This is a genomic window from Candidatus Accumulibacter contiguus, from assembly GCF_012940005.1.
GTDB classification, from domain to species: domain Bacteria; phylum Pseudomonadota; class Gammaproteobacteria; order Burkholderiales; family Rhodocyclaceae; genus Accumulibacter; species Accumulibacter contiguus.
Genome location: NZ_SPMX01000014.1, coordinates 1 through 18,249 on the forward strand (window position 1 = coordinate 1; position 18,249 = coordinate 18,249).

Consider the following 18,249-nt stretch of genomic DNA (forward strand, 5'->3'; position numbering starts at 1 on the left):
TGCTATCTGCTGGAAACCAATGTGCCGCTCACCTTGATGGACGCGAAGACGGTCGATGCGCGTTATCGCGATCTGCAAAAAGTCGAGCGCAACTTCCGCACCGTGAAAACCACCTTTCTGGAAATTCGCCCGATCTTCCTGCGCAAGGCCGAGCGGACCAAGGCGCATGTCTTCGTGGCGATGCTGGCCTTAAAAATCACGCGGCGGTTTGAAGCGGCTCTGCGGCAGACCTTCGGCAGCACCGAAGACGACCCCGCCGCCATCACCCCGGACGACGCCCTGGTGGCCCTCGGACGATTGACCTATCTCTACACCACCGACCGCAACGGTCAGCGTCACACGCATCTGCCACGCCCGGACGATCAACAGGCCAAAATCCTCAGCGCCATCGGTCTGTCCTTCCCGCTCAAGGCCAAAGCCGACAAGCTCGCCGCGTAGGCAGGCGCCGCTTTTGCGGCATCGGCTATTTTTTTAACAAAAACCGATAGTTACAGCATAACTGCGCTTGCTGGCTGGGGGAAGATCCGTCAGACTCGCATCGGCCAGAATGTGCCCCTGCATTGCCGCGCGCAGCTGCTGGCCGGTCAGCTTGCCATCGATGTCCAGTCTGGCGACATCCAGTGCGAAAAGCGTAAACACGTAATGGTGGACGATCTCGTCGTTCCAGGGCGGGCAGGGACCATCGTAGCCGTAGTAGTCGCCGCGCATGTCATTGTCGCCGGCGAACCAGTTGGTATAGTCATTGATTCCCTGGCGTGCGTCATGCGGGGCATGCGGACCGGATTTCCCGCGTGGCGTGACATCGTTGGAAAATTCGCCTGCCCTGATCTCGCTGAGTGTGGCCGGCAAATCAAGCAGCACCCAGTGGAAAAAATCGACCCGCGCCAGCGATGCCGGAACCGTGCGGTCTTCCTGATTGACGTCATCGCCCTGGCTGGGAACGTCCGGGTCGTGACAGATGAGGGCGAACGAGCGCGTTCCCGTCGGCGCGCCGCTCCATGCCAGATGCGGGTTGCGATTGCTGCCCAGGCAAACATGGTGTTCGGGGTCGGGGATACAGAATGCAAAGTCACCCGGGATCCGTTGTCCGTCACTGAAGCTGCTGCTGATCAATATCATCGTAAATTCTCCTGATTGATTACTCGGCCGCGCTGCGTTTGAAGTCGCGCAGGCGAAAACCTGCGACCCATAGTGTAGCGAAATAGACGCTCGCACCGAAGCCGACCGCTACAGAAAGACGCAGCAATCGTTCTCCCAGGTGCCAGTTGAGCCAATCGACCGTTGTGCCGACCACAAACCACAGCGCGGCGCCCATGCTCAGCATGGCGAAAGCGAGTCTGCCGTAAAACAGCAGCCAGCCAGGCTGCGGGGTATAAATGCCGCGCTGGCGAAGACCACGGTAGAGCAGCGTGGCGTTGAGGCTGGCGGCCAGTCCGATCGAAAGGGCCAGGCCGGCATGCTGCAGCCAGCCGATCAGGAGCAGGTTCAGTACTTGCGTGACGAAAAGGGTCAGCAAGGCGATCCTGACCGGAGTGCGGATGTTCTGGCGGGCATAAAAGCCGGGTGCCAGCACTTTGACCAGAATCAGGCCGAGCAGCCCAATACTGTAGGCGACCAATGCGTCGCGCGTCCTGAACACGTCGTCGGCGGTGAAAGCGCCATGATGGAACAGGGTGGTGATCAGCGGCACGGCGAGAATGCCGAGCGCCAGGGCCGCTGGCGCCGCCAGCAGAAAGGTCAGCCGCAAGCCCCAGTCGAGCAATCGGGAATATTCCTCGTGCCGCTCTGCGGCATGGCATTTGGCCAGCGAGGGAAGCAGAACGGTGCCGAGTGCGGCGCCGAGCATGCCGGCCGGAAATTCCATCAGGCGGTCGGCATAATAAAGCCAGGAGACACTGCCGGTTTTCAGGAAGGAAGCGAAGACGGTGTTCAGCAACAGGCTGACCTGCGCCACGGAAACACCGAGCACGGCTGGCGCCATCAGTCGGAAAATGCGCCTGACCCCCTCGTCGTGCAGATTGATCGAAAATCGCGGCAGCATGCCAATACGCCTCAGGCTAGGGATCTGGAAGGCGAGTTGCAGGGCACCACCAAGAAAGACGGCCCAGCCGAGGGCCATGACCGGCGGGTCGAAGTAGGGCGCTGCAAAGAGTGCCATCAGAATGAACGAAACATTGAGCAGCACCGGCGTGAATGCGGGTACGGCGAAGCGGCTCCAGGTATTGAGAATGCCACCGGCCAGCGCGACCAGCGACATGAAAAGGATGTAGGGGAAAGTGATGCGCGTCAGCTTGACGGTCAGGGCAAACTTTTCGGGGTCATCGGTAAAACCCGGAGCCGAAAGGTAAACGAGTACCGGCGCGGCCGCCATGCCGAGCAGGGTGACCGACAGCACGACGAGAAACAGCAGACTCGCGACACGGTCTACCAACTGCCGGGTCTCCTCGGCTGGACGCTGGTTCCGGTATTGGCCAAGGACCGGAACGAAGGCCTGCGAAAAAGCGCCTTCGGCAAACAGTCGGCGCAACAGGTTGGGGAGCTTGAAGGCAACAAAGAAAGCGTCGGTCAGCGCCCCGGCACCGAAAGCGCGGGCGATCACGAAATCGCGGACAAAACCGAGTATGCGCGACAGCAGGGTCATACTGCTGACGGTGGCGAGGGTCTTCAGGAGGTTCATGGTTTGTCCGGGCAGCGCCTCAGGCGCAATCCCCTCATCTTAGCGCCTGGGACCCCGACTAGCAAAACGCCGGGATACGCTTTCCAGGCGCTCAGCGGGCTTCAAGCTACCGGCTTTTTGTTGCCGGTTCCGCCTGCGGATCGTAGCCGCTCAGTTCCATGAAACCGACACCCTTGTGCGAGCCGCTGAACTTGACCGCACCTTCCCAGTAGACGTTCAGCGTCGTCGTCCGGGCGTCGAACTCACTACTGGGGATCACCGGATCGACTTTCAGCTTGATGCCCCTGGCGGGTACCGAGATGGTCCAGTGGATCGGATAGAGCACGCCACCCGACGAAGGACTTTTCCAGGTGCCGCGGGATGTCGCTTCGAAGTCGGATGCACCGAGCGCGCTGACCACACCGTCCTTGCCATAGGTTCCCATGCGCAGCACCGGCCCGCCCTGGCGATCAAAGAGTTCGAAGATCATCAGGTCGGCACCATCCGTCAGTTGCAGCGCAAACCAGTTCCAGCGTAGCTTCGCCGCTTCGAAGTCACCCCACTGATGATCGAACCAGACCTCACCATGCACCGCTTTGGCGGTTCCGCCAAGGGTCAGCGTGCCCTGCGCAGCCATGCGTGGGCGCGAGGTGTAATAACTCTTGCCGGCGGCACCGAAATCCAGCAGACCGGCGACCGGCGTACCCGGCGCCTGGTGCAATACCGGTTGCCGGTGGTCATTGAGTTGCAGATCGAGTGCAAAATCCTTGCCGGCCATCTTCGCGGCATGTTGCGCGCCATCTCCCTGCAATTGCCAGCTACCGAACTTGAAGGCAAATCCGTCACGGCGCCCATCCGACGGGTTGCCTGCGGTGCGTGCCTGCTCGGTATACAGCTTCTCGGTCTGATGGTCGAGCAGTGAGCCGTGGAATACGGTGTGGGTGAGCGTTCCCTTGCGCAAGAAGGAGGCGAGATGAAACGAATAACGTTCGCCTGAATCCGCTTGCAGATGACCACTGTAGTACCACCATTCGGTGAGCGTGTCATGCGCTGCATCGTCGGCGGGTAGCTTCACCGGCGACATGGTCGCGGCAGCAATTGTCGCCGATTGCTCGCTCCCAGCGCCGGCAGTGGAAGCCAATGGTATCTTGTCGGAGCGTATGAAGACGACCCAGCCGACCGCCACCATCATGATCAGCCAGCCGGAGATGACCAGCCAGCGATAACGCCTGAACCAGCGCGACGAGCCTGGACGGGCCTTGCCACGGCTGCGCTGCCGTATTCCATAAGTACTGCTGATTCCAGTGTTCATTCGGACAGATCCTCTCGCTCTTCCCGCCCATACCCATCGGCGAGCAAAAGCAGGCGGCAAAGGGCATGGTGAATACTCAGGCTGCCAGTTTGCCCTCGACGAAGTCGATCAGCGTCGCCAACGAAGCGAAGACCGATCCGTCGATCTCGTCGTCTTCGACCGTAAACCCGAACTGTTCTTCGAGTGTGGTGATCAATACGACCACTGCCATCGAATCGAGTTCTGGTATGGCGCCGAGCAACGGGGTGTCGAGCGCAAATTCACGCGCTCGGCCCTTGAGGCTCAAGACCTCATCAAGAACGGCTACCACATCGTTTCTGATATCCATGTACGCTCCTGTAAAGGGGGATTTCCCCGGTTCCCGCCCGCCGGCAAGGCGGGTCGATGATTTCGCAGCGATTATACCGAGTCGAAGCAGGGCTCTCTGTGCGATAGCTCACGTCAGTACCGAGAGGAGGAAGGCCTGCGGTGACTGCTTGCGGCGAACGGGTATAATCACGTTCTTTTTTCTTGACTTGGAAGGATCGGCATGCGTTTACTCAGAATTCTCCCAGCTGTATTGGCATTTGCGCTTGCTGCGCCCTTTTCTTCGTTGACGGCTGCGGCGCCGACGGCCATCGACCTTTCGCATCAGCTTGACGAAGAACGTGCCGAGCGACTCGAGAAACTGATCGAACGCTTCAACTCGCGGCAGAAGGACTATGAGGTCAAGCTGGTCCGCCGTGTGCAGGGCGAGGCGCCCAAGGACCTCAACCTGGTGACGCGCGAGGAGCAGGCGCGCTTCGTCGCTGCGAAAGCGAATTTCAAACCCTTGCATCAGGTGATGAAGGAAGCGAATATGCCCTTCGATGGCGGTAAACTGGCGCCGGAACTGCGTGTCGGCCTGGGTGATGCCAAAGGAGAACTCTTTGCGTTGCCGATCGGGCTGTCGACGCCGGTGTTGTTCATCAACAAGGCGGCCTTCCGCAAGGCCGGACTCGATCCGGAAAAACCGCCGAAAACCTGGGCGGAGATGCTGAAAGCTGCCGACAAGCTGTTCGACGCTGGCAGCACCTGTCCCTACACCACTTCCTGGCCTTCCTGGGTGCATATCGACAACCTGAGTTCCTGGAACGGCGTAGAGGTGTCCGACGCGAAGGGGCGTCTGAACTTCAACGGCCTGGTCCAGGTCAAGCACACGGCGATGTTGACCACCTGGGCGAAAGCCCGTTTCTTCATTTATTTCGGCCGTCGCGACGAGGCCGACAACCGTTTTGCCGCGGGGGAATGTGGCATGCTGACCAGTTCGTCTTCGCTGTCTTCGCTCTACGGCGCGCTGCATGAGAGCCGCAAGGTCGAAGTCGGCGTTTCGTCGCTGCCGTATCACGACGATGTGCCGGGAGCACCGCAGCAGACGCTGGCCGGTGGTTACTCGCTGTGGGTCGGCGCCGGCCAGAAGCCGGTCGAGTACAAGGGGGTAGCGCAGTTCGTGAGTTTCCTGATGGAGCCCGATTTGCAGGTCGAGTTCAGTGCGGTGGCCGGTTTCCTGCCGATGACTCCGGCGGCGCGTGCCGCCGCGGGCAGCAAGCTGTTGAAGGCCGATACCGCCGGCCTCAATGTCGCTTACGCGCAGTTGCAGGGACCAGGCGCTCTGCGCGTGCTGCGCGTTTCGGAGAACGAGCGGGTGCGGATCATCACCGAGGAGGAACTCGAAGCCGCCTGGTCTGGCAAGACGCCGGCCAAACAGGCGCTCGACAACGCTGTCCAGCGGGGTAATCTCCTCCTTGCCGGGGCGCCAAAGGCACTGGCACCGGCGCCGCAACGGAAGAAGTGATTGCTCCGTGCCCCGGCTGGCGCTTGCCGCGCGTCTTCGCGCACCGCTGCGGGGGGGCGCTGGCGCCGGAGAACACCCTGGCCGGTCTGCGTATCGCCGCCCGCCTGGGCCTGCGGGCGGTCGAATTCGACGTGATGCTGTCGGCGGACGCTTCGCCGTGGCTGCTGCACGATGAAACGCTGGAGCGCACGACGAACGGCGTCGGCCGGATATGCGAGACACATGATGCCGAACTGTGCGTCCTCGACGCCGGTGTTCGCCAGCACCCGGCGTTTGTTGGCGAGCCGCTGCCGACGCTGGCGTCGGCCGCCCTCGTCTGCCGGCAACTGGGTCTGCTGGCCAATGTCGAGATCAAGCCGGCAGCGGGTTTTGATACTCTGACCGGCGAGGTCGTCGCGCGCGCGGTGCGTACCCTGTGGGCCGGCGCAGAATTGCCGTTGCTCTCGTCGTTTTCCGAAGCGGCCCTGGCGGCAGCGCGCGCGGCCGTCCCGGAACTACCGCTCGGTATGCTCCATGAACGCCCACCGGCGGACTGGCTGGTGCGTCTTCGGCAGCTCGCGGCAGTGACCCTGCATTGCGACGCTGATTCTCTGAACGGCGATCTGCTCGGTGAAGCGCGTGCCAATGGCGTCGCGGTGCTCTGCTACACGGTCAATGATCCAGAGCTTGCGAGCGTGCTCTATCGGCGGGGGGTGGCAGCAGTGTTCAGCGATCGCATCGATTGCGTCGCCGGGGACTAGCTTGGTCGTGTTCTCCGCCTCAGGGCGATCAAGAGGCCGCGAATCCGACTTTCACGATAAAATCGCAACTCCTTGAACGAGCCCCACAGCGGGATGGATCATGATGACAAGCGCTGAAATCCGCGACAAGTTCCTGAAATTCTTCGCCTCCAAAGGCCACCAGATCGTTGCCTCGAGTTCTCTGGTACCGCATGCCGATCCGACGCTGTTGTTCACCAACGCCGGCATGAACCAGTTCAAGGACGTCTTTCTCGGTTTCGACAAACGGCCTTACCTGCGCGCGACCACTGCGCAGAAATGCGTTCGCGCCGGCGGCAAGCACAACGACCTCGAAAACGTCGGCTACACTGCGCGTCACCACACCTTCTTCGAAATGCTCGGCAACTTCTCGTTCGGCGACTACTTCAAGCTCGACGCGATCCGCTACGCCTGGGAACTGCTGGTCGAGGTCTATGGACTGCCCGCCGACCGCCTGTGGGTGACGGTCTATGCCGAGGACGACGAAGCCTACGACATCTGGACGCGGGAGATCGGTGTGCCGGCCGAGCGGGTGGTGCGCATCGGTGACAACAAGGGTGCGCGCTACGCTTCCGACAACTTCTGGATGATGGGCGACACCGGTCCTTGCGGACCCTGTACGGAAATCTTCTACGACCACGGTGAAGGCATTCCTGGCGGGCCACCGGGATCGCCCGACGAAGAGGGCGACCGTTACATCGAGATCTGGAATAACGTCTTCATGCAGTTCAACCGCGACGAGGCCGGCGTCATGCACCTGCTGCCCAAGCCGTCCGTCGATACCGGCATGGGGCTGGAGCGGACGGCGGCGGTGCTGCAGCATGTGCATAGCAATTACGAGATCGACCTGTTCGTCCGCCTGATCGCTGCTGCCGCGCGCGAGACTTCGTCTGCCGACCTCGACAGCCCTTCGCTGCGGGTGCTTGCCGATCACATCCGCGCTTGCGCCTTCCTGATCTCCGACGGGGTGATCCCCGGCAACGAGGGGCGGGGCTATGTCCTGCGACGCATCATCCGGCGCGCCATCCGGCACGGCTACAAACTCGGCGCGCGGGCAGCCTTCTTCCACCGCATGCTGCCTGATCTGGTGGTCGAAATGGGCGCTGCCTACCCCGAACTGGCCCGCAACGAGGCGCGCGTCAGCGAGGTGCTGCGCCAGGAAGAGATCCGTTTCTTCGAGACCATCGAGCACGGCATGAGCATCCTCGAAGGCGAGCTTGCAGCCATGCAGGGCGGGAGCGCAACCGTCTTCAACGGCAACACCGCCTTCAAGCTGCACGATACCTTCGGTTTTCCGCTCGATCTGACCGCCGACGTCTGCCGTGAACGCGGCGTCAGCGTCGATGTGGCCGCCTTTGACGCGGCGATGGCGCACCAGAAGGAACAGGCGCGCGCCGCCGGCAAGTTCAGGATGGCCGCGGCACTCGATTACCAGGGACCGGCGACGACCTTTCATGGTTATGAGGTGACCGAGTTAAACGGCAAGGTCCTGGCGCTGTACCGCGACGGCAGCCCGGTCGAGCAGCTCAGGGAAGGCGAACTCGGCGTCATCGTCCTTGACGAAACGCCGTTCTACGCCGAATCGGGCGGCCAGGTCGGCGATCGTGGGATCTTGCAGGGCGGGCAGGGGATCTTCGCAGTCGAGGACACGCAGAAAATCCAGGCCGCCGTCTTTGGTCATCAGGGCGTCGTCAGGACCGGGCTAATCAGCGTTGGCGACAACGTTTCCGCCAGGGTGGACGCGCTGGCGCGCGCGCGCACCGTGCGCAACCACTCGGCGACGCACCTGATGCACAAGGCACTGCGCGAGGTACTCGGCAGCCATGTACAGCAGAAAGGCTCGCTGGTCGACGCCGAGAAGACGCGCTTCGACTTTGCGCACAATGCGCCGATGACCGCCGACGAAATTCGTCGTGTCGAGCTCATCGTCAATCACGAGATTCTCGCCAATGCTGCGACCGAGGCGCGCGTCATGCCGATCGAGGAAGCACAGCGGTCGGGGGCGATGATGCTCTTCGGCGAGAAATACGGCGATAAAGTGCGCGTGCTGACGATCGGCTCGTCGAAGGAGCTTTGCGGTGGCGTGCACGTCCGGCGCAGCGGTGACATCGGCCTGTTCAAGATCGTCGCCGAAACCGGCGTCGCCGCCGGTATCCGCCGTGTCGAGGCGGTGACCGGTGACACCGCGCTGGTTCTTTTCCAAAATCAAGACAGCGCGTTGAGCGAAATGGCTTTTGAGCTTGGCTTCAACTCTGCAAACGTAGAAATCGGTCGAGCGCAGGTTGTAAAGCTGAAAGGTAAGGTTTACGAGTTGGAAAAGGATCTCGCCCGTCTCAAAGCAAAGCTCGCCTCGGCACAGGGGGACGATCTGCTCGCGCAGGCGGTCGAGGTCAAGGGTGCCAGGGTACTCGCCGCGGTCATGGATGGCGCCGACGTCAACGCCTTGCGCTCGACCATCGACAAGCTGCGCGACAAGCTGCAGAGTGCAGCCGTCGTGCTCGCCTCGACGAACGACGGCAAGGTGACGCTGATCGCCGGTGTCACCGCCGATCTGACCGGCAAGGTCAAGGCCGGCGAACTGGTGAACATGGTTGCCCGACAGCTTGGCGGCAAGGGCGGCGGTCGTCCCGACATGGCGCAGGCCGGCGGCAACGAGCCGGCCAATTTACCTGTGGCTCTGGCTTCGGTGCGGCCCTGGGTCGAGCAACGCTTGTGACCCGGAACTGTATCGAACGGTTTGTTCCATGAATGCCAAGCATGGACGGAGCCCGGCGATGCAGCACTTTGCCAGTGACAACTACGCCGGCATTTGTCCGGAGGCGCTCGCCGCGCTACTGGCGGCCAACGACGGGCATGTACGTTCGTATGGTGACGACGAGTGGACGCTGCGCGTGGCCGATCGTTTGCGCGAATTGTTCGAGACCGACTGCGACGTGTACTTCGTCTTCAACGGGACGGCGGCCAACTCGCTGGCGCTGGCGGCACTGTGCCAGCCTTACCACAGCGTGATCTGCCATCAACTGGCGCATGTTGACACCGACGAATGTGGGGCGCCGCAGTTCTTCTCCAATGGCGCCACGCTGTTGGCGGTGTCCGGCGAGCAGGGCAAGCTGACGCCGGAGGCGATTGTCGAAGTCGTGACCCGGCGCAGTGACATCCACTATCCCAAGCCGAAGGTGGTGACCCTGACGCAGGCAACCGAGGTCGGCAGCGTGTATCGTCCCGACGAACTGCAGGCGATCGCCAATACGGCGCGCGCGTATGGCCTGCGCGTACACATGGACGGCGCCCGCTTTGCCAATGCCGTCGCCAGTCTCGGCCTGAGTCCGGCGGAAGTGAGCTGGCGGGCCGGCGTCGATGTGTTGTGCTTTGGCGGCACCAAGATGGGCCTGCCGGTCGGCGAGGCCGTCGTCTTTTTCGACCGCAAGCTGTCGGACGATTTTTCCTATCGCTGCAAACAGGCCGGCCAACTGGCGTCGAAGATGCGCTTCCTTTCCGCCCCCTGGCTCGGAATCCTCGAAAACGGTGCCTGGTTGCGGCACGCCGCGCACGCCAATGCCATGGCGCGACGGCTGGCGGCTGGTCTGGCCGAAGGCACTGGCCTGCCGGCGCTGTTCCCGGTGCAGGCCAACGGCGTTTTCGTGCGCTTGCCCGGCCGTATCGAGGCCGGCCTGCGCGCGCGCGGCTGGTTGTTTTACAACTTCATTGCGGCTGGCGGCGCGCGTTTCATGTGTGGCTGGGATACCGCGCCGGAGACCGTCGATCGTCTGCTCGCCGACATCCGCGAGTTGGCCGCGGAATCCGCTTGAGCACCTGGCGTTTCTGTCCGCTCTGCGGCGCCGGGTTGGAGATGCGAGCGGTCGGTGGTCTGCCGCGGCTCCATTGCCATGCCGACTGCGGTTTCGTTCATTGGGACAATCCGGCGCCGGTGCTGGCGGCGCTGGTCGAATACCGGGAGCACATCGTGCTGGCGCGCAACCACGCCTGGGCTGCCGGTGCTTTCGGCTTGATCACGGGTTTTCTCGAGCGTGACGAGGCGCCGGCTGCCGGCGTCGCGCGTGAGGTCAGGGAAGAACTCGGCCTCGACGCCACGGTGGTGACGCTGATCGGCGTCTATCCGTTTGCGCGCAAACACGAAGTGATCATTGCCTACCATGTACTCGCTGATGGCGAGATCCGGCTGAACGAGGAACTTGCCGAGATCCGGCTGATCGCCCCAGAAAAGCTCAAGGCCTGGGACTTTGGGACTGGCCTGGCGGTCAAGGACTGGCTGGAGCGTCACGGGGTTTAGTGGTTTGGTCTACTCGCTGCCGCCGTTCAACCAGCGTAGCGCGACGCTCAGGCAGGTATTCAGGGTGAGATGGTCGAAGTGGCCGGGCAGGGCTGACAGCAGTTGGTCACAGCCCGGCGCATCGTCGTTGTCGAAGCACTCAAGGAGCGCCAGGATGTTCCCGAGCAGACCGCCATGCTCGCAGAGCGCGCTGCGCACTTCGCGTTCAACGGCAATCTGTTCGAGGATTTCCTCGATCGGCAGGCTGAGCGCTATCGGCATCATCGACAGGATGCCGGTGATGAAAGCCAGGTCGCCCAAATGTCGATGATTGCCTGGCGGACCAAGCTCGATCAACAACTCCATCATGCGGCCACGCAGGGCGGCAACCTGCAGCAGTGGTGAGCGGGATGGATCGGCCGCGTGGCTTGGGGCCAGCAGGAGCAGCGACAACCAGCGCTGCAACTGGCGGCGTCCGAACAGGGTGATCGCATGCCGCAGCGAGGTCACCGGCTGCGCGAGGCGGCTACCGCGGCATCCGACCGAGTTGACCACCCGCAGCAGGTTGAGCGTCAGCGCGGGCTCGTGCTTGAAGGCATCCTCGATCAGCGCAGTCTCGACATCGCGTCCGACGAGGTTGACCAGGCGAATCAGTGCCGCCTGCGAGGCCGAGAGGCGGCGACCTCTGACGATTTCGGCCTGCGCGAAGTAGCGGCCCTGAAATAGTTCGAAACCGAGGTTGCGACAATGCTCCATCTGTTCGCGGCTGGTGACGCCCTGTGCCAGCAGCTTGATCGGCAGCTTGCGCAGCGAGCCGGCGAGGTCCCGGAGTTGGCCTGCCTCGGCAGCGACAAGGTCGATCTTGATGACCTCGACCATCGGCAACAGTGGCCGGCTGCGGTCGTCGATGCCGCGGTAGTCGGTCAGCGCCAGCGCATAGCCGCGCGCGCGCAGGCTCTGGCAACGCGTCAGCGTCGCTTTGTCGGCGACGCCGTCGAGCAACAGTTCGAGGACCACGCTGGCCGGCGGCAGCAACTCGATGGCCTCCTGGTGCAGAAAGTCGGCATCGATAGCGATGAACGCGCAATGGTTGCCAAGCGCACTCTGCATGCCCAGTTCGGAATAGGCCGCACACAGCGCGGCCGTAGCAACGGGGCCACTGTCGGTGGTCGTGGCGCTGCTGCGGAACGATAACTGGTAGCCGGCCAGTTCCTGCTGCCGGTTCAGGATCGGCTGTCGGAACAGGAAGGCGTTCCTGAGGGATTGATCGTCTGTCATCGGGGCGCAGCGCCTCAGAACGGCAGTACCAGACCGGGGCGAGCGGCGTTGAGGACGCGGCGAAAATCGGCCTGAATACGTTCAAGGGCCTGGCTGTCGTCGGCCTCGAACCGGAGCACGACCACCGGTGTGGTGTTCGACGGCCGCGCCAGTCCGAAGCCATCGGCATACTCGACGCGCAAGCCGTCGATGCTGATGATCTCGCGTGCCCCTTCGAAGTGCGCCTGCCGCCGCAGTTCGTCGATCAGCGCCAGGGGTTCGCCTTCCTGCATGGCGATGTTCAGTTCCGGGGTTGAACTGCTGTCGGGCAGGGCCTTCAGCACGCTGTTGGCATCGACTGCGCGGGAGAGGATCTCGAGCAGCCGGGCGCCGGCGTAGAGGCCATCGTCGAAGCCGAACCAGCGTTCCTTGAAGAACATGTGGCCGCTCATTTCGCCGGCCAAGGGTGCACCGGTTTCCTTGAGCTTGGCCTTGACCAGCGCGTGCCCGGTCTTCCACATCAGCGCTTCGCCACCATGCTGGCGGATCCATGGCGCCAGCAGGCGTGTGCATTTGACGTCGTAGATGATCGCCTGGCCTGGGCAGCGGTCGAGCACGTCAGCGGCAAAGAGCATCAGTTGACGATCGGGGTAGATGATCTCGCCGTCGCGGGTGACGACACCGAGGCGGTCACCATCGCCGTCGAAAGCGAGTCCGAGTTCGGCGCCGGTGCTGCCGAGCGCCTCGATGACATCTCGCAGGTTCTCTGGTTTCGAGGGATCGGGGTGATGGTTCGGAAAATTGCCATCTACCTCGCAGAACAGTTCCACCAGCTCACATCCCAGCGCGCGAAAGAGCTGCGGGGCGAGGCCGCCGGCGACGCCGTTGCCGCAGTCGATGACGATCTTCATTGGCCGCGCCAGGCGGACGTCGCCGGTGATGCGCGCGAGGTAGGCAGATTGGACGTCGGCGCTGCTGGCCTGGCCGGCAGCGTGGCTGAGCCGGCCGGCGTCGACACGTTGCCGGATGCCCTGAATCGTTTCGCCAGCCAGCGTTTCGCCGCCGATGACCATTTTCAGGCCATTATAGTCGGGTGGATTGTGGCTGCCGGTGACGGCAACGCAACTCTGACAACCAAGTTCATGCGCCGCGAAGTAGACCACCGGTGTCGGCACGCAGCCGACGTCGATGCTGTCGATGCCGGCCATGCGAATGCCTTCCATCAGCGCCGAAGACAGCTCCGGTCCCGACAGGCGGCCGTCACGGCCCACCGCGATCGCGCGTTGGCCGCGCTCGACGGCCAGCGAACCGAGGCCATGGCCGATGCGCCGGACGATGTCTGCGGTCAGGGTCTTGCCGACGATGCCGCGAATGTCGTAGGCCTTGAAGATTTCGGCGGGCAGGGGAGCGTGCATGTCAAACCTCGTGCTGAAAGTAGTCAAGAATGCGCTGTGGCAGCCAGTCGAGTCGCCCCGGCAGGCTGCCGGTGACAAAACCCACATGGCCACCCTGACGCGGGAACTCCAGCTGCACGCAGGCAGCAACCTGGCGGGCAGTGGGCAGAGCCCGTGCCGGCAGGAAAGGGTCGTTCTGGGCATTGAGCAGCAGCGTCGGCAGCCGGATGCCGGACAGCCAGGGTTTGCTGGAGGCTCTCCGCCAATAGTCGTCGGCGCCGGCAAAGCCGTGCAGTGGTGCCGTGACGACTTCGTCGAATTCATGAAGGTTGCTGGCCGCGCGCATCCGCCGTTCGTCGAACAGGCCGGGATAGTTGCGCAGTTTGTCAGCGGCATGACGCTTGAGGGTGCGCAGAAAGTGCCTGGTATAGATGCGGTTGAAACCGCTGGCGAGTGCGTGGCCGCAAGCACTCAGGTCGAGCGGTGCGCTGATCGCGGCGGCGGCCTGCAGGGTGTCGGCGGCGAGCGCCTGGCGTTCGCCGAGCCATTTCAGCAGGGCATTGCCGCCCAGCGAGACGCCAACCGCGTAGCGCGGGTGGCTTGGAAAAAGCGCCTGCAGACGCCGCAGGATCCAGTCGATCTCGTCGCTGTCGCCGGAGTGGTAGGCGCGAGGCAGGCGATTGCTCTCACCCGAACAACCCCGGAAATTCACCACCACGCCTGCCCAGCCGATGGTCGCGGCCGCGCGCATCAGGGTGATCGCGTAATGGCTGACGGAACTGCCTTCAAGACCATGAAAAAGCACCAGCAAGGGTCGATCATCCGGGATGGCTGATGGAGTAACGTTCCAGTCGAGATCGATGAAGTCGCCATCCGGCGTCTCCCAGCGTTGCCGGTGGTAGGGCAGGGGATCGGGTTGGATCAGCAGGGGGTAGAGGGTCTGGGCGTGGCCACCGGGCAGCCAGCGCGGTGCACGGTAGCAACTCAATGCAGGGTCCGCGGCATCTTGGTGCTGCCTTCGTCGGCGCTGCCGCTGTTCGTCAGGTCCCGGTCGGCCGCGGTCGAGGAGTGGTGCGAGAGCAAACGCCAACCACTGGCACCGCGCTGGAAGACATTGGTCGCCAGCATCGGCCCGTGCGGTTTGCGCTCTTCACCGATGTACAGCGTTTCGACGACGTTGTGCACCGACAGCAGCATGCCGTTCCAGCGAATACCGCGCGACAGGCGCACCATCAGGCGTGGGTTGTTGGCGAAAATGCTGCGCCAGCTTTCGCGGATCGCATCGGTCCCGGTCAGGCGCTGGCCGGTCGGGTGGATGCAGACGATTTCTTCATCGTCGGCCCAGACGCTCATCAGGGCGCCCAGATCGGCACGTGCGATGGCCTCGTAGAAGGCCGTTTCGACGTCCTCAGGGGTGGCAAAAATGATGATCATGCAATCGCCTTGGTCAGGCAGGCGTCGAGAACGCGCTGCGGGTCGAGCTTGTTCAGGCAGTCGAGATGGCCCAGCGGACAGGTGCGCTGGAAGCAGGGGCTGCAGTCGAGATCCTGACTGATGATCTTTGCCCGTACCGAGAGAGGCGGTGTGAAGCCGGGCGATGAGGAGCCGTAGAGGGCAATCAGCGGTCGGTCGAGGGCGGCGGCGACGTGCATCAGCCCTGAATCGTTGCAGACGACAAATGCAGCCGCGGCCAGCAGGTCGATGGCCTGGGTCAGCGAGGTGGCACCACAGAGGTTGTGGGGTCGTCTGGCCAGGTCGGTGAGGTCGACGATCTGGTTGCCGATGGCCCGGTCTTTCGGCGAACCGAGCAGCCAGACCGCGTAGCCCTGGTCTGCCAGGGCGTTGGCGAGAGTGGCGAAATGCCTTGCCGGCCAGCGCTTGGCCGGACCATATTCGGCGCCGGGGCAGAACACCGCCAGCTTTTCGGGTAGCTCGATGCCGAGCGATGCCAGAGTCGCAGCACGTTGCCAACTGTCGGAGTGCAGGCGCGGCAGTGGTAAGGGTCTTGGCAGCGCCGTCCCGGGTGCCTCGGCGAGTTGCGCAAAGCGCTCGGCCATCTGTGGTAGCTGCGCTTTGTTCAGCGTGTGCCGGCGGTTGATCAGCCCGTAGCGGCTTTCGCCGACGAAACCGATGCGCTCGGGAATGTCGGCAAAAAACGGAATCAGCGCCGATTTGATCGAATTGGGCAGAATGTAGGCGCGCTGGTAGCCGCCCTGTGCCAACTGGCGAGCCAGCCGGTGCCGCGCTTTCAGCGACAGATCTCCGTGTGCGAAGGGGCTGTCGATGAGTTTCGTGATCTCCGGCATACGTTCGAGGACCGGTGCGACCCAGCGGGGTGCCAGAGCGTCAAGCTGCAGGCACGGGGTCCGCTCGTGCAGGCGCATGAACAGCGGTTGCGCCAGCACCGTGTCGCCAATCCAGGACGGGGCGACGATGAGTGCTTTCATGATCGGCTGTTCAGTCGCCGATCAGTGGTGCCCCTTCGGCAACTCCCCCTTGAGGACGTAGTGCGCGCTGCAGTAGGGACAGACGACTTCTCCGCCATGCGTGATGTCGAGAAAGACGCGCGGATGCCTGGCCCACAGCGGTGCATCCTTGGTCGGACAGTGCAAGGGGAGGTCCTGAGCGGTGACCTCGATGGGCTTCTGCGGGGTGTTCTGAGACATGGTGGCAACCTTGAGGTTAGACGTAGGCAAGCCAGTCTGCATGCGCGGGTAGGCGGCCGTTCACGCAGTCAAAGAAGAGATTCTGGATGCTGGTGGTGATCGGGCCGCGGTGGCCGGCACCGATCTGGCGATTGTCGAGTTCGCGAATCGGCGTCACTTCGGCAGCCGTGCCGGTAAAGAAGGCTTCGTCGGCGCAATATACTTCGTCACGGGTGATCCGTTTTTCGATGACCGGAATGCCCAGCTCATCGGCCAGCTGCAGGACCGAGGCGCGGGTGATGCCTTCGAGGCAGGAGGTCAGATCCGGGGTATATAGCTTGCCTTTCTTGACGATGAAAACGTTCTCGCCGGCTCCTTCGGCCACATAGCCGTCGACGTCGAGCAGCAAGGCCTCGTCGTAACCGTCGTGCGCCACCTCCTGGTGGGCAAGGATCGAGTTGGTATAGGTACCGACGGACTTCGAGCGGCACATATTGACATTCACATGATGGCGGGTGAAAGACGAGGTTTTGACGCGGATGCCCTTTTCCATCCCATCGGCACCGAGGTAGGCACCCCATGGCCAGGCAGCGATGGCCACGTGCGTACTCACCGCGGTAGCGGCGATGCCCATCGCCTCGGAGCCATAGAAGACGATCGGCCGGATGTAGCAGGATTCGAGCTGATTGGCGCGCACTACTTCCTTCTGCGCTTCGAGCAGGGTTTCCCGGTCATACGGCATCTTCATCTGAAAGATGTAGGCCGAGTTGAACAGGCGGTCGGTATGTTCCTTGAGACGAAAAATCGCGGTGCCCTTTTCGGCCTTGTAGGCGCGGATTCCCTCGAAAACCCCCATGCCATAGTGCAGGGTGTGCGTCAGCACATGCGTTGTGGCTTGGCGCCATGGCACCAGCTTGCCGTCGTACCAGATGAAGCCGTCGCGATCTGCCATGGACATGGTGTTCTCTCCCTTTGCCGGAAATCCTGAAGCAGAAATTCTAGCCGATTTCGCCCCCCGGTTGGCGGTAAAATGGTCCTATTACCGCTCTGCAAGGCTTCTGCCATGGTCTGGAAACCCAACGTCACCGTCGCTGCGGTGCTCGAACGCAATGGTCGCTTCCTGCTCGTCGAGGAGGAAACGGAATACGGTATCTGTTACAACCAGCCGGCAGGCCATCTGGAATGCGGCGAGTCGCTGATCGGGGCGGTGGTCCGCGAAACCCTCGAGGAAACGGCTTATACCCTGACACCGCAATACCTGATCGGGGTCTACAACTACCGTAACGAGGCCCGGGATGTGAGCTACCTGCGCTTTGCCTTCGGCGGCGAAATCACGGCTCACGATCCCCGGCGAGCACTCGACGACGGCATCCTGGCGGCGCACTGGCTGACGCTCGATGAAATCCGGGAGCGCCAGATGCAGCACCGCAGTCCGCTGGTTCTCCTGTGCATCCAGGACTGGCTGGCCGGCAGGCGCTATCCGCTCGAACTGTTGCACCAGCATACATGCGCTGGCTGATGTCATTGCTGCTGATCGGCCTGGCGCCGGCGGTGTCGGCTGATTCGCTGAGCGTCTGTTACAACTACGATTGTCTGGCCGAGGCAGAGGTGAACTACGGCGCCGAGCAGTTGACGCGGGTGCGTGACCTGCTCGGCGTCGCCCGGAACGCGGCCGAGGAGCGCGAAAGACTGTCGCTGGCCATTGGCTGGCTACTCGGCTGGGCGGGCGAGCAGACACCCATTTCGGCGGACCGCGGTGGCAACTTTGCCGACGATGGCGTCTTCGGGCGGATGGACTGCATCGATCACTCGACGACCACGACGCGCCTGCTGCGGCTGCTGGAAAGTCATCGCTGGCTGTCTTTCCACCGTGTTCTCGAGCCGGTGCGACGAGTGCTCTATCTGTTCGAAGTCCACTATTCGGCACAGATCGAGGAAATCGAGTCGCTGACGACAGCGTCCGCGCTGGCTGCGGCGCCGGCGCGTTATGTCGTTGACAGCTGGTTTCGCGACAACGGTCGCCCGGCGGTGGTGATGGCACTGCCGAGCTGGCTCGACGGCCAGGGTTGGGAAGAGAGTGGAGTGTCTGTGGTCGCCGGCGGGCTCGGCGATGGCTCGCCGATCGAACACTAGCAGGGATACGA

19 protein-coding genes are annotated in these 18,249 nt (G+C 62.9%); 8 read left to right on the forward strand and 11 right to left on the reverse strand.

Annotated elements, in window-relative coordinates:
* Positions 1-438: IS1634 family transposase (locus E4Q08_RS06645; protein ID WP_443984448.1), on the forward strand; the 438-nt coding region annotated here is incomplete at its 5' end.
* 33 nt (positions 439-471) lie between these two features.
* Here E4Q08_RS06645 and E4Q08_RS06650 read toward each other — a convergent pair.
* The 4 genes from E4Q08_RS06650 to E4Q08_RS06665 all read right to left on the reverse strand — a co-directional run bounded on the left by E4Q08_RS06650 (position 472) and on the right by E4Q08_RS06665 (position 4,296).
* A complete protein-coding gene (locus E4Q08_RS06650) occupies positions 472-1,119 on the reverse strand; it encodes a YbhB/YbcL family Raf kinase inhibitor-like protein (RefSeq protein WP_169069796.1) in 648 nt (215 codons plus the stop codon).
* A gap of 19 nt (positions 1,120-1,138) precedes the next feature.
* Positions 1,139-2,677: a murein biosynthesis integral membrane protein MurJ gene (gene murJ, locus E4Q08_RS06655; RefSeq protein ID WP_169069797.1), complete on the reverse strand. Its 1,539-nt coding sequence runs from the start codon at positions 2,675-2,677 to the stop codon at positions 1,139-1,141.
* 106 nt (positions 2,678-2,783) lie between these two features.
* Positions 2,784-3,968 carry a lipocalin-like domain-containing protein gene (locus E4Q08_RS06660; protein ID WP_169069798.1) on the reverse strand — a complete coding sequence of 395 codons (1,185 nt, stop codon included), beginning with the start codon at positions 3,966-3,968 and terminating at the stop codon, positions 2,784-2,786.
* 76 nt (positions 3,969-4,044) lie between these two features.
* The gene (locus tag E4Q08_RS06665; protein ID WP_169069799.1) at positions 4,045-4,296 is read right to left on the reverse strand and encodes an acyl carrier protein; all 252 of its coding nucleotides are present in this window, start codon (positions 4,294-4,296) and stop codon (positions 4,045-4,047) included.
* A 201-nt stretch (positions 4,297-4,497) separates the two neighbouring features.
* Between E4Q08_RS06665 and E4Q08_RS06670 the strand changes: the two genes are divergently transcribed.
* From E4Q08_RS06670 to E4Q08_RS06690, 5 genes are all read left to right on the forward strand, one after another.
* The gene (locus E4Q08_RS06670) at positions 4,498-5,781 is read left to right on the forward strand and encodes an extracellular solute-binding protein (protein WP_169069800.1); all 1,284 of its coding nucleotides are present in this window, start codon (positions 4,498-4,500) and stop codon (positions 5,779-5,781) included.
* Positions 5,778-6,521 carry a glycerophosphodiester phosphodiesterase gene (gene ugpQ, locus E4Q08_RS06675; RefSeq protein WP_034909131.1) on the forward strand — a complete coding sequence of 248 codons (744 nt, stop codon included), beginning with the start codon at positions 5,778-5,780 and terminating at the stop codon, positions 6,519-6,521. The genes E4Q08_RS06670 and ugpQ overlap by 4 nt, the downstream gene beginning before the upstream one ends.
* A 103-nt stretch (positions 6,522-6,624) precedes the next feature.
* Complete coding sequence (gene alaS / locus E4Q08_RS06680; protein ID WP_169069812.1) at positions 6,625-9,255, forward strand: alanine--tRNA ligase; 2,631 nt, start codon at positions 6,625-6,627, stop codon at positions 9,253-9,255.
* A 58-nt stretch (positions 9,256-9,313) separates the two neighbouring features.
* Positions 9,314-10,348 (forward strand): threonine aldolase family protein, encoded by a 1,035-nt coding sequence (locus E4Q08_RS06685; RefSeq protein ID WP_169069813.1) that lies wholly within the window; start codon positions 9,314-9,316, stop codon positions 10,346-10,348.
* Complete coding sequence (locus E4Q08_RS06690) at positions 10,345-10,830, forward strand: NUDIX domain-containing protein (protein WP_034913193.1); 486 nt, start codon at positions 10,345-10,347, stop codon at positions 10,828-10,830. The genes E4Q08_RS06685 and E4Q08_RS06690 overlap by 4 nt, the downstream gene beginning before the upstream one ends.
* A gap of 9 nt (positions 10,831-10,839) precedes the next feature.
* Here the strand turns inward: E4Q08_RS06690 and E4Q08_RS06695 are convergent, their stop codons facing one another.
* From E4Q08_RS06695 to E4Q08_RS06725, 7 genes are read right to left on the reverse strand one after another with little or no spacing between them, the layout of a single operon-like run.
* Positions 10,840-12,087 carry an EAL and HDOD domain-containing protein gene (locus E4Q08_RS06695; protein ID WP_034913190.1) on the reverse strand — a complete coding sequence of 416 codons (1,248 nt, stop codon included), beginning with the start codon at positions 12,085-12,087 and terminating at the stop codon, positions 10,840-10,842.
* Positions 12,088-12,101: 14 nt separating this feature from the next.
* Positions 12,102-13,481, reverse strand: a complete 1,380-nt coding sequence (locus tag E4Q08_RS06700; protein ID WP_169069801.1) for a phosphomannomutase/phosphoglucomutase — start codon at positions 13,479-13,481, stop codon at positions 12,102-12,104.
* A 1-nt stretch (position 13,482) separates the two neighbouring features.
* Entirely contained in the window at positions 13,483-14,448 is a 966-nt protein-coding gene (locus E4Q08_RS06705; protein WP_034916983.1) for a hydrolase, read from the reverse strand.
* On the reverse strand, positions 14,445-14,894 hold the full coding sequence (locus tag E4Q08_RS06710; RefSeq protein ID WP_034916984.1) for a YybH family protein: 450 nt from the start codon (positions 14,892-14,894) through the stop codon (positions 14,445-14,447). Before E4Q08_RS06710 ends, E4Q08_RS06705 begins: the two co-directional genes overlap by 4 nt.
* On the reverse strand, positions 14,891-15,907 hold the full coding sequence (gene waaF, locus E4Q08_RS06715; protein WP_034916986.1) for a lipopolysaccharide heptosyltransferase II: 1,017 nt from the start codon (positions 15,905-15,907) through the stop codon (positions 14,891-14,893). Before waaF ends, E4Q08_RS06710 begins: the two co-directional genes overlap by 4 nt.
* Positions 15,908-15,928: 21 nt before the next feature.
* Entirely contained in the window at positions 15,929-16,126 is a 198-nt protein-coding gene (locus tag E4Q08_RS06720) for a zinc-finger domain-containing protein (RefSeq protein ID WP_034916988.1), read from the reverse strand.
* A gap of 16 nt (positions 16,127-16,142) precedes the next feature.
* Positions 16,143-17,063, reverse strand: a complete 921-nt coding sequence (locus E4Q08_RS06725) for a branched-chain amino acid transaminase (protein WP_034916990.1) — start codon at positions 17,061-17,063, stop codon at positions 16,143-16,145.
* Between the two features lie 105 nt (positions 17,064-17,168).
* Between E4Q08_RS06725 and E4Q08_RS06730 the strand changes: the two genes are divergently transcribed.
* Both E4Q08_RS06730 and E4Q08_RS06735 read left to right on the forward strand, forming a co-directional pair.
* Positions 17,169-17,624, forward strand: coding sequence for an NUDIX hydrolase (locus E4Q08_RS06730; protein ID WP_034916993.1), 456 nt, complete (start codon positions 17,169-17,171; stop codon positions 17,622-17,624).
* Positions 17,612-18,238, forward strand: coding sequence for a hypothetical protein (locus E4Q08_RS06735; protein WP_211203335.1), 627 nt, complete (start codon positions 17,612-17,614; stop codon positions 18,236-18,238). The genes E4Q08_RS06730 and E4Q08_RS06735 overlap by 13 nt, the downstream gene beginning before the upstream one ends.
* The last annotated feature ends 11 nt before the right edge of the window (positions 18,239-18,249 follow it).

Bases quoted from the DNA above. Each gene is read 5' to 3' on its own strand.
- E4Q08_RS06650 (WP_169069796.1), bottom strand. From the start codon at position 1,119: ATGATATTGATCAGCAGCAGCTTCAGTGACGGACAACGGATCCCGGGT.
- murJ (WP_169069797.1), bottom strand. From the start codon at position 2,677: ATGAACCTCCTGAAGACCCTCGCCACCGTCAGCAGTATGACCCTGCTG.
- E4Q08_RS06660 (WP_169069798.1), bottom strand. From the start codon at position 3,968: ATGAACACTGGAATCAGCAGTACTTATGGAATACGGCAGCGCAGCCGT.
- E4Q08_RS06665 (WP_169069799.1), bottom strand. From the start codon at position 4,296: ATGGATATCAGAAACGATGTGGTAGCCGTTCTTGATGAGGTCTTGAGC.
- E4Q08_RS06670 (WP_169069800.1), top strand. From the start codon at position 4,498: ATGCGTTTACTCAGAATTCTCCCAGCTGTATTGGCATTTGCGCTTGCT.
- alaS (WP_169069812.1), top strand. From the start codon at position 6,625: ATGACAAGCGCTGAAATCCGCGACAAGTTCCTGAAATTCTTCGCCTCC.
- E4Q08_RS06685 (WP_169069813.1), top strand. From the start codon at position 9,314: ATGCAGCACTTTGCCAGTGACAACTACGCCGGCATTTGTCCGGAGGCG.
- E4Q08_RS06695 (WP_034913190.1), bottom strand. From the start codon at position 12,087: ATGACAGACGATCAATCCCTCAGGAACGCCTTCCTGTTCCGACAGCCG.
- E4Q08_RS06700 (WP_169069801.1), bottom strand. From the start codon at position 13,481: ATGCACGCTCCCCTGCCCGCCGAAATCTTCAAGGCCTACGACATTCGC.
- E4Q08_RS06710 (WP_034916984.1), bottom strand. From the start codon at position 14,894: ATGATCATCATTTTTGCCACCCCTGAGGACGTCGAAACGGCCTTCTAC.
- waaF (WP_034916986.1), bottom strand. From the start codon at position 15,907: ATGAAAGCACTCATCGTCGCCCCGTCCTGGATTGGCGACACGGTGCTG.
- E4Q08_RS06720 (WP_034916988.1), bottom strand. From the start codon at position 16,126: ATGTCTCAGAACACCCCGCAGAAGCCCATCGAGGTCACCGCTCAGGAC.
- E4Q08_RS06725 (WP_034916990.1), bottom strand. From the start codon at position 17,063: ATGTCCATGGCAGATCGCGACGGCTTCATCTGGTACGACGGCAAGCTG.
- E4Q08_RS06730 (WP_034916993.1), top strand. From the start codon at position 17,169: ATGGTCTGGAAACCCAACGTCACCGTCGCTGCGGTGCTCGAACGCAAT.
- E4Q08_RS06735 (WP_211203335.1), top strand. From the start codon at position 17,612: ATGCGCTGGCTGATGTCATTGCTGCTGATCGGCCTGGCGCCGGCGGTG.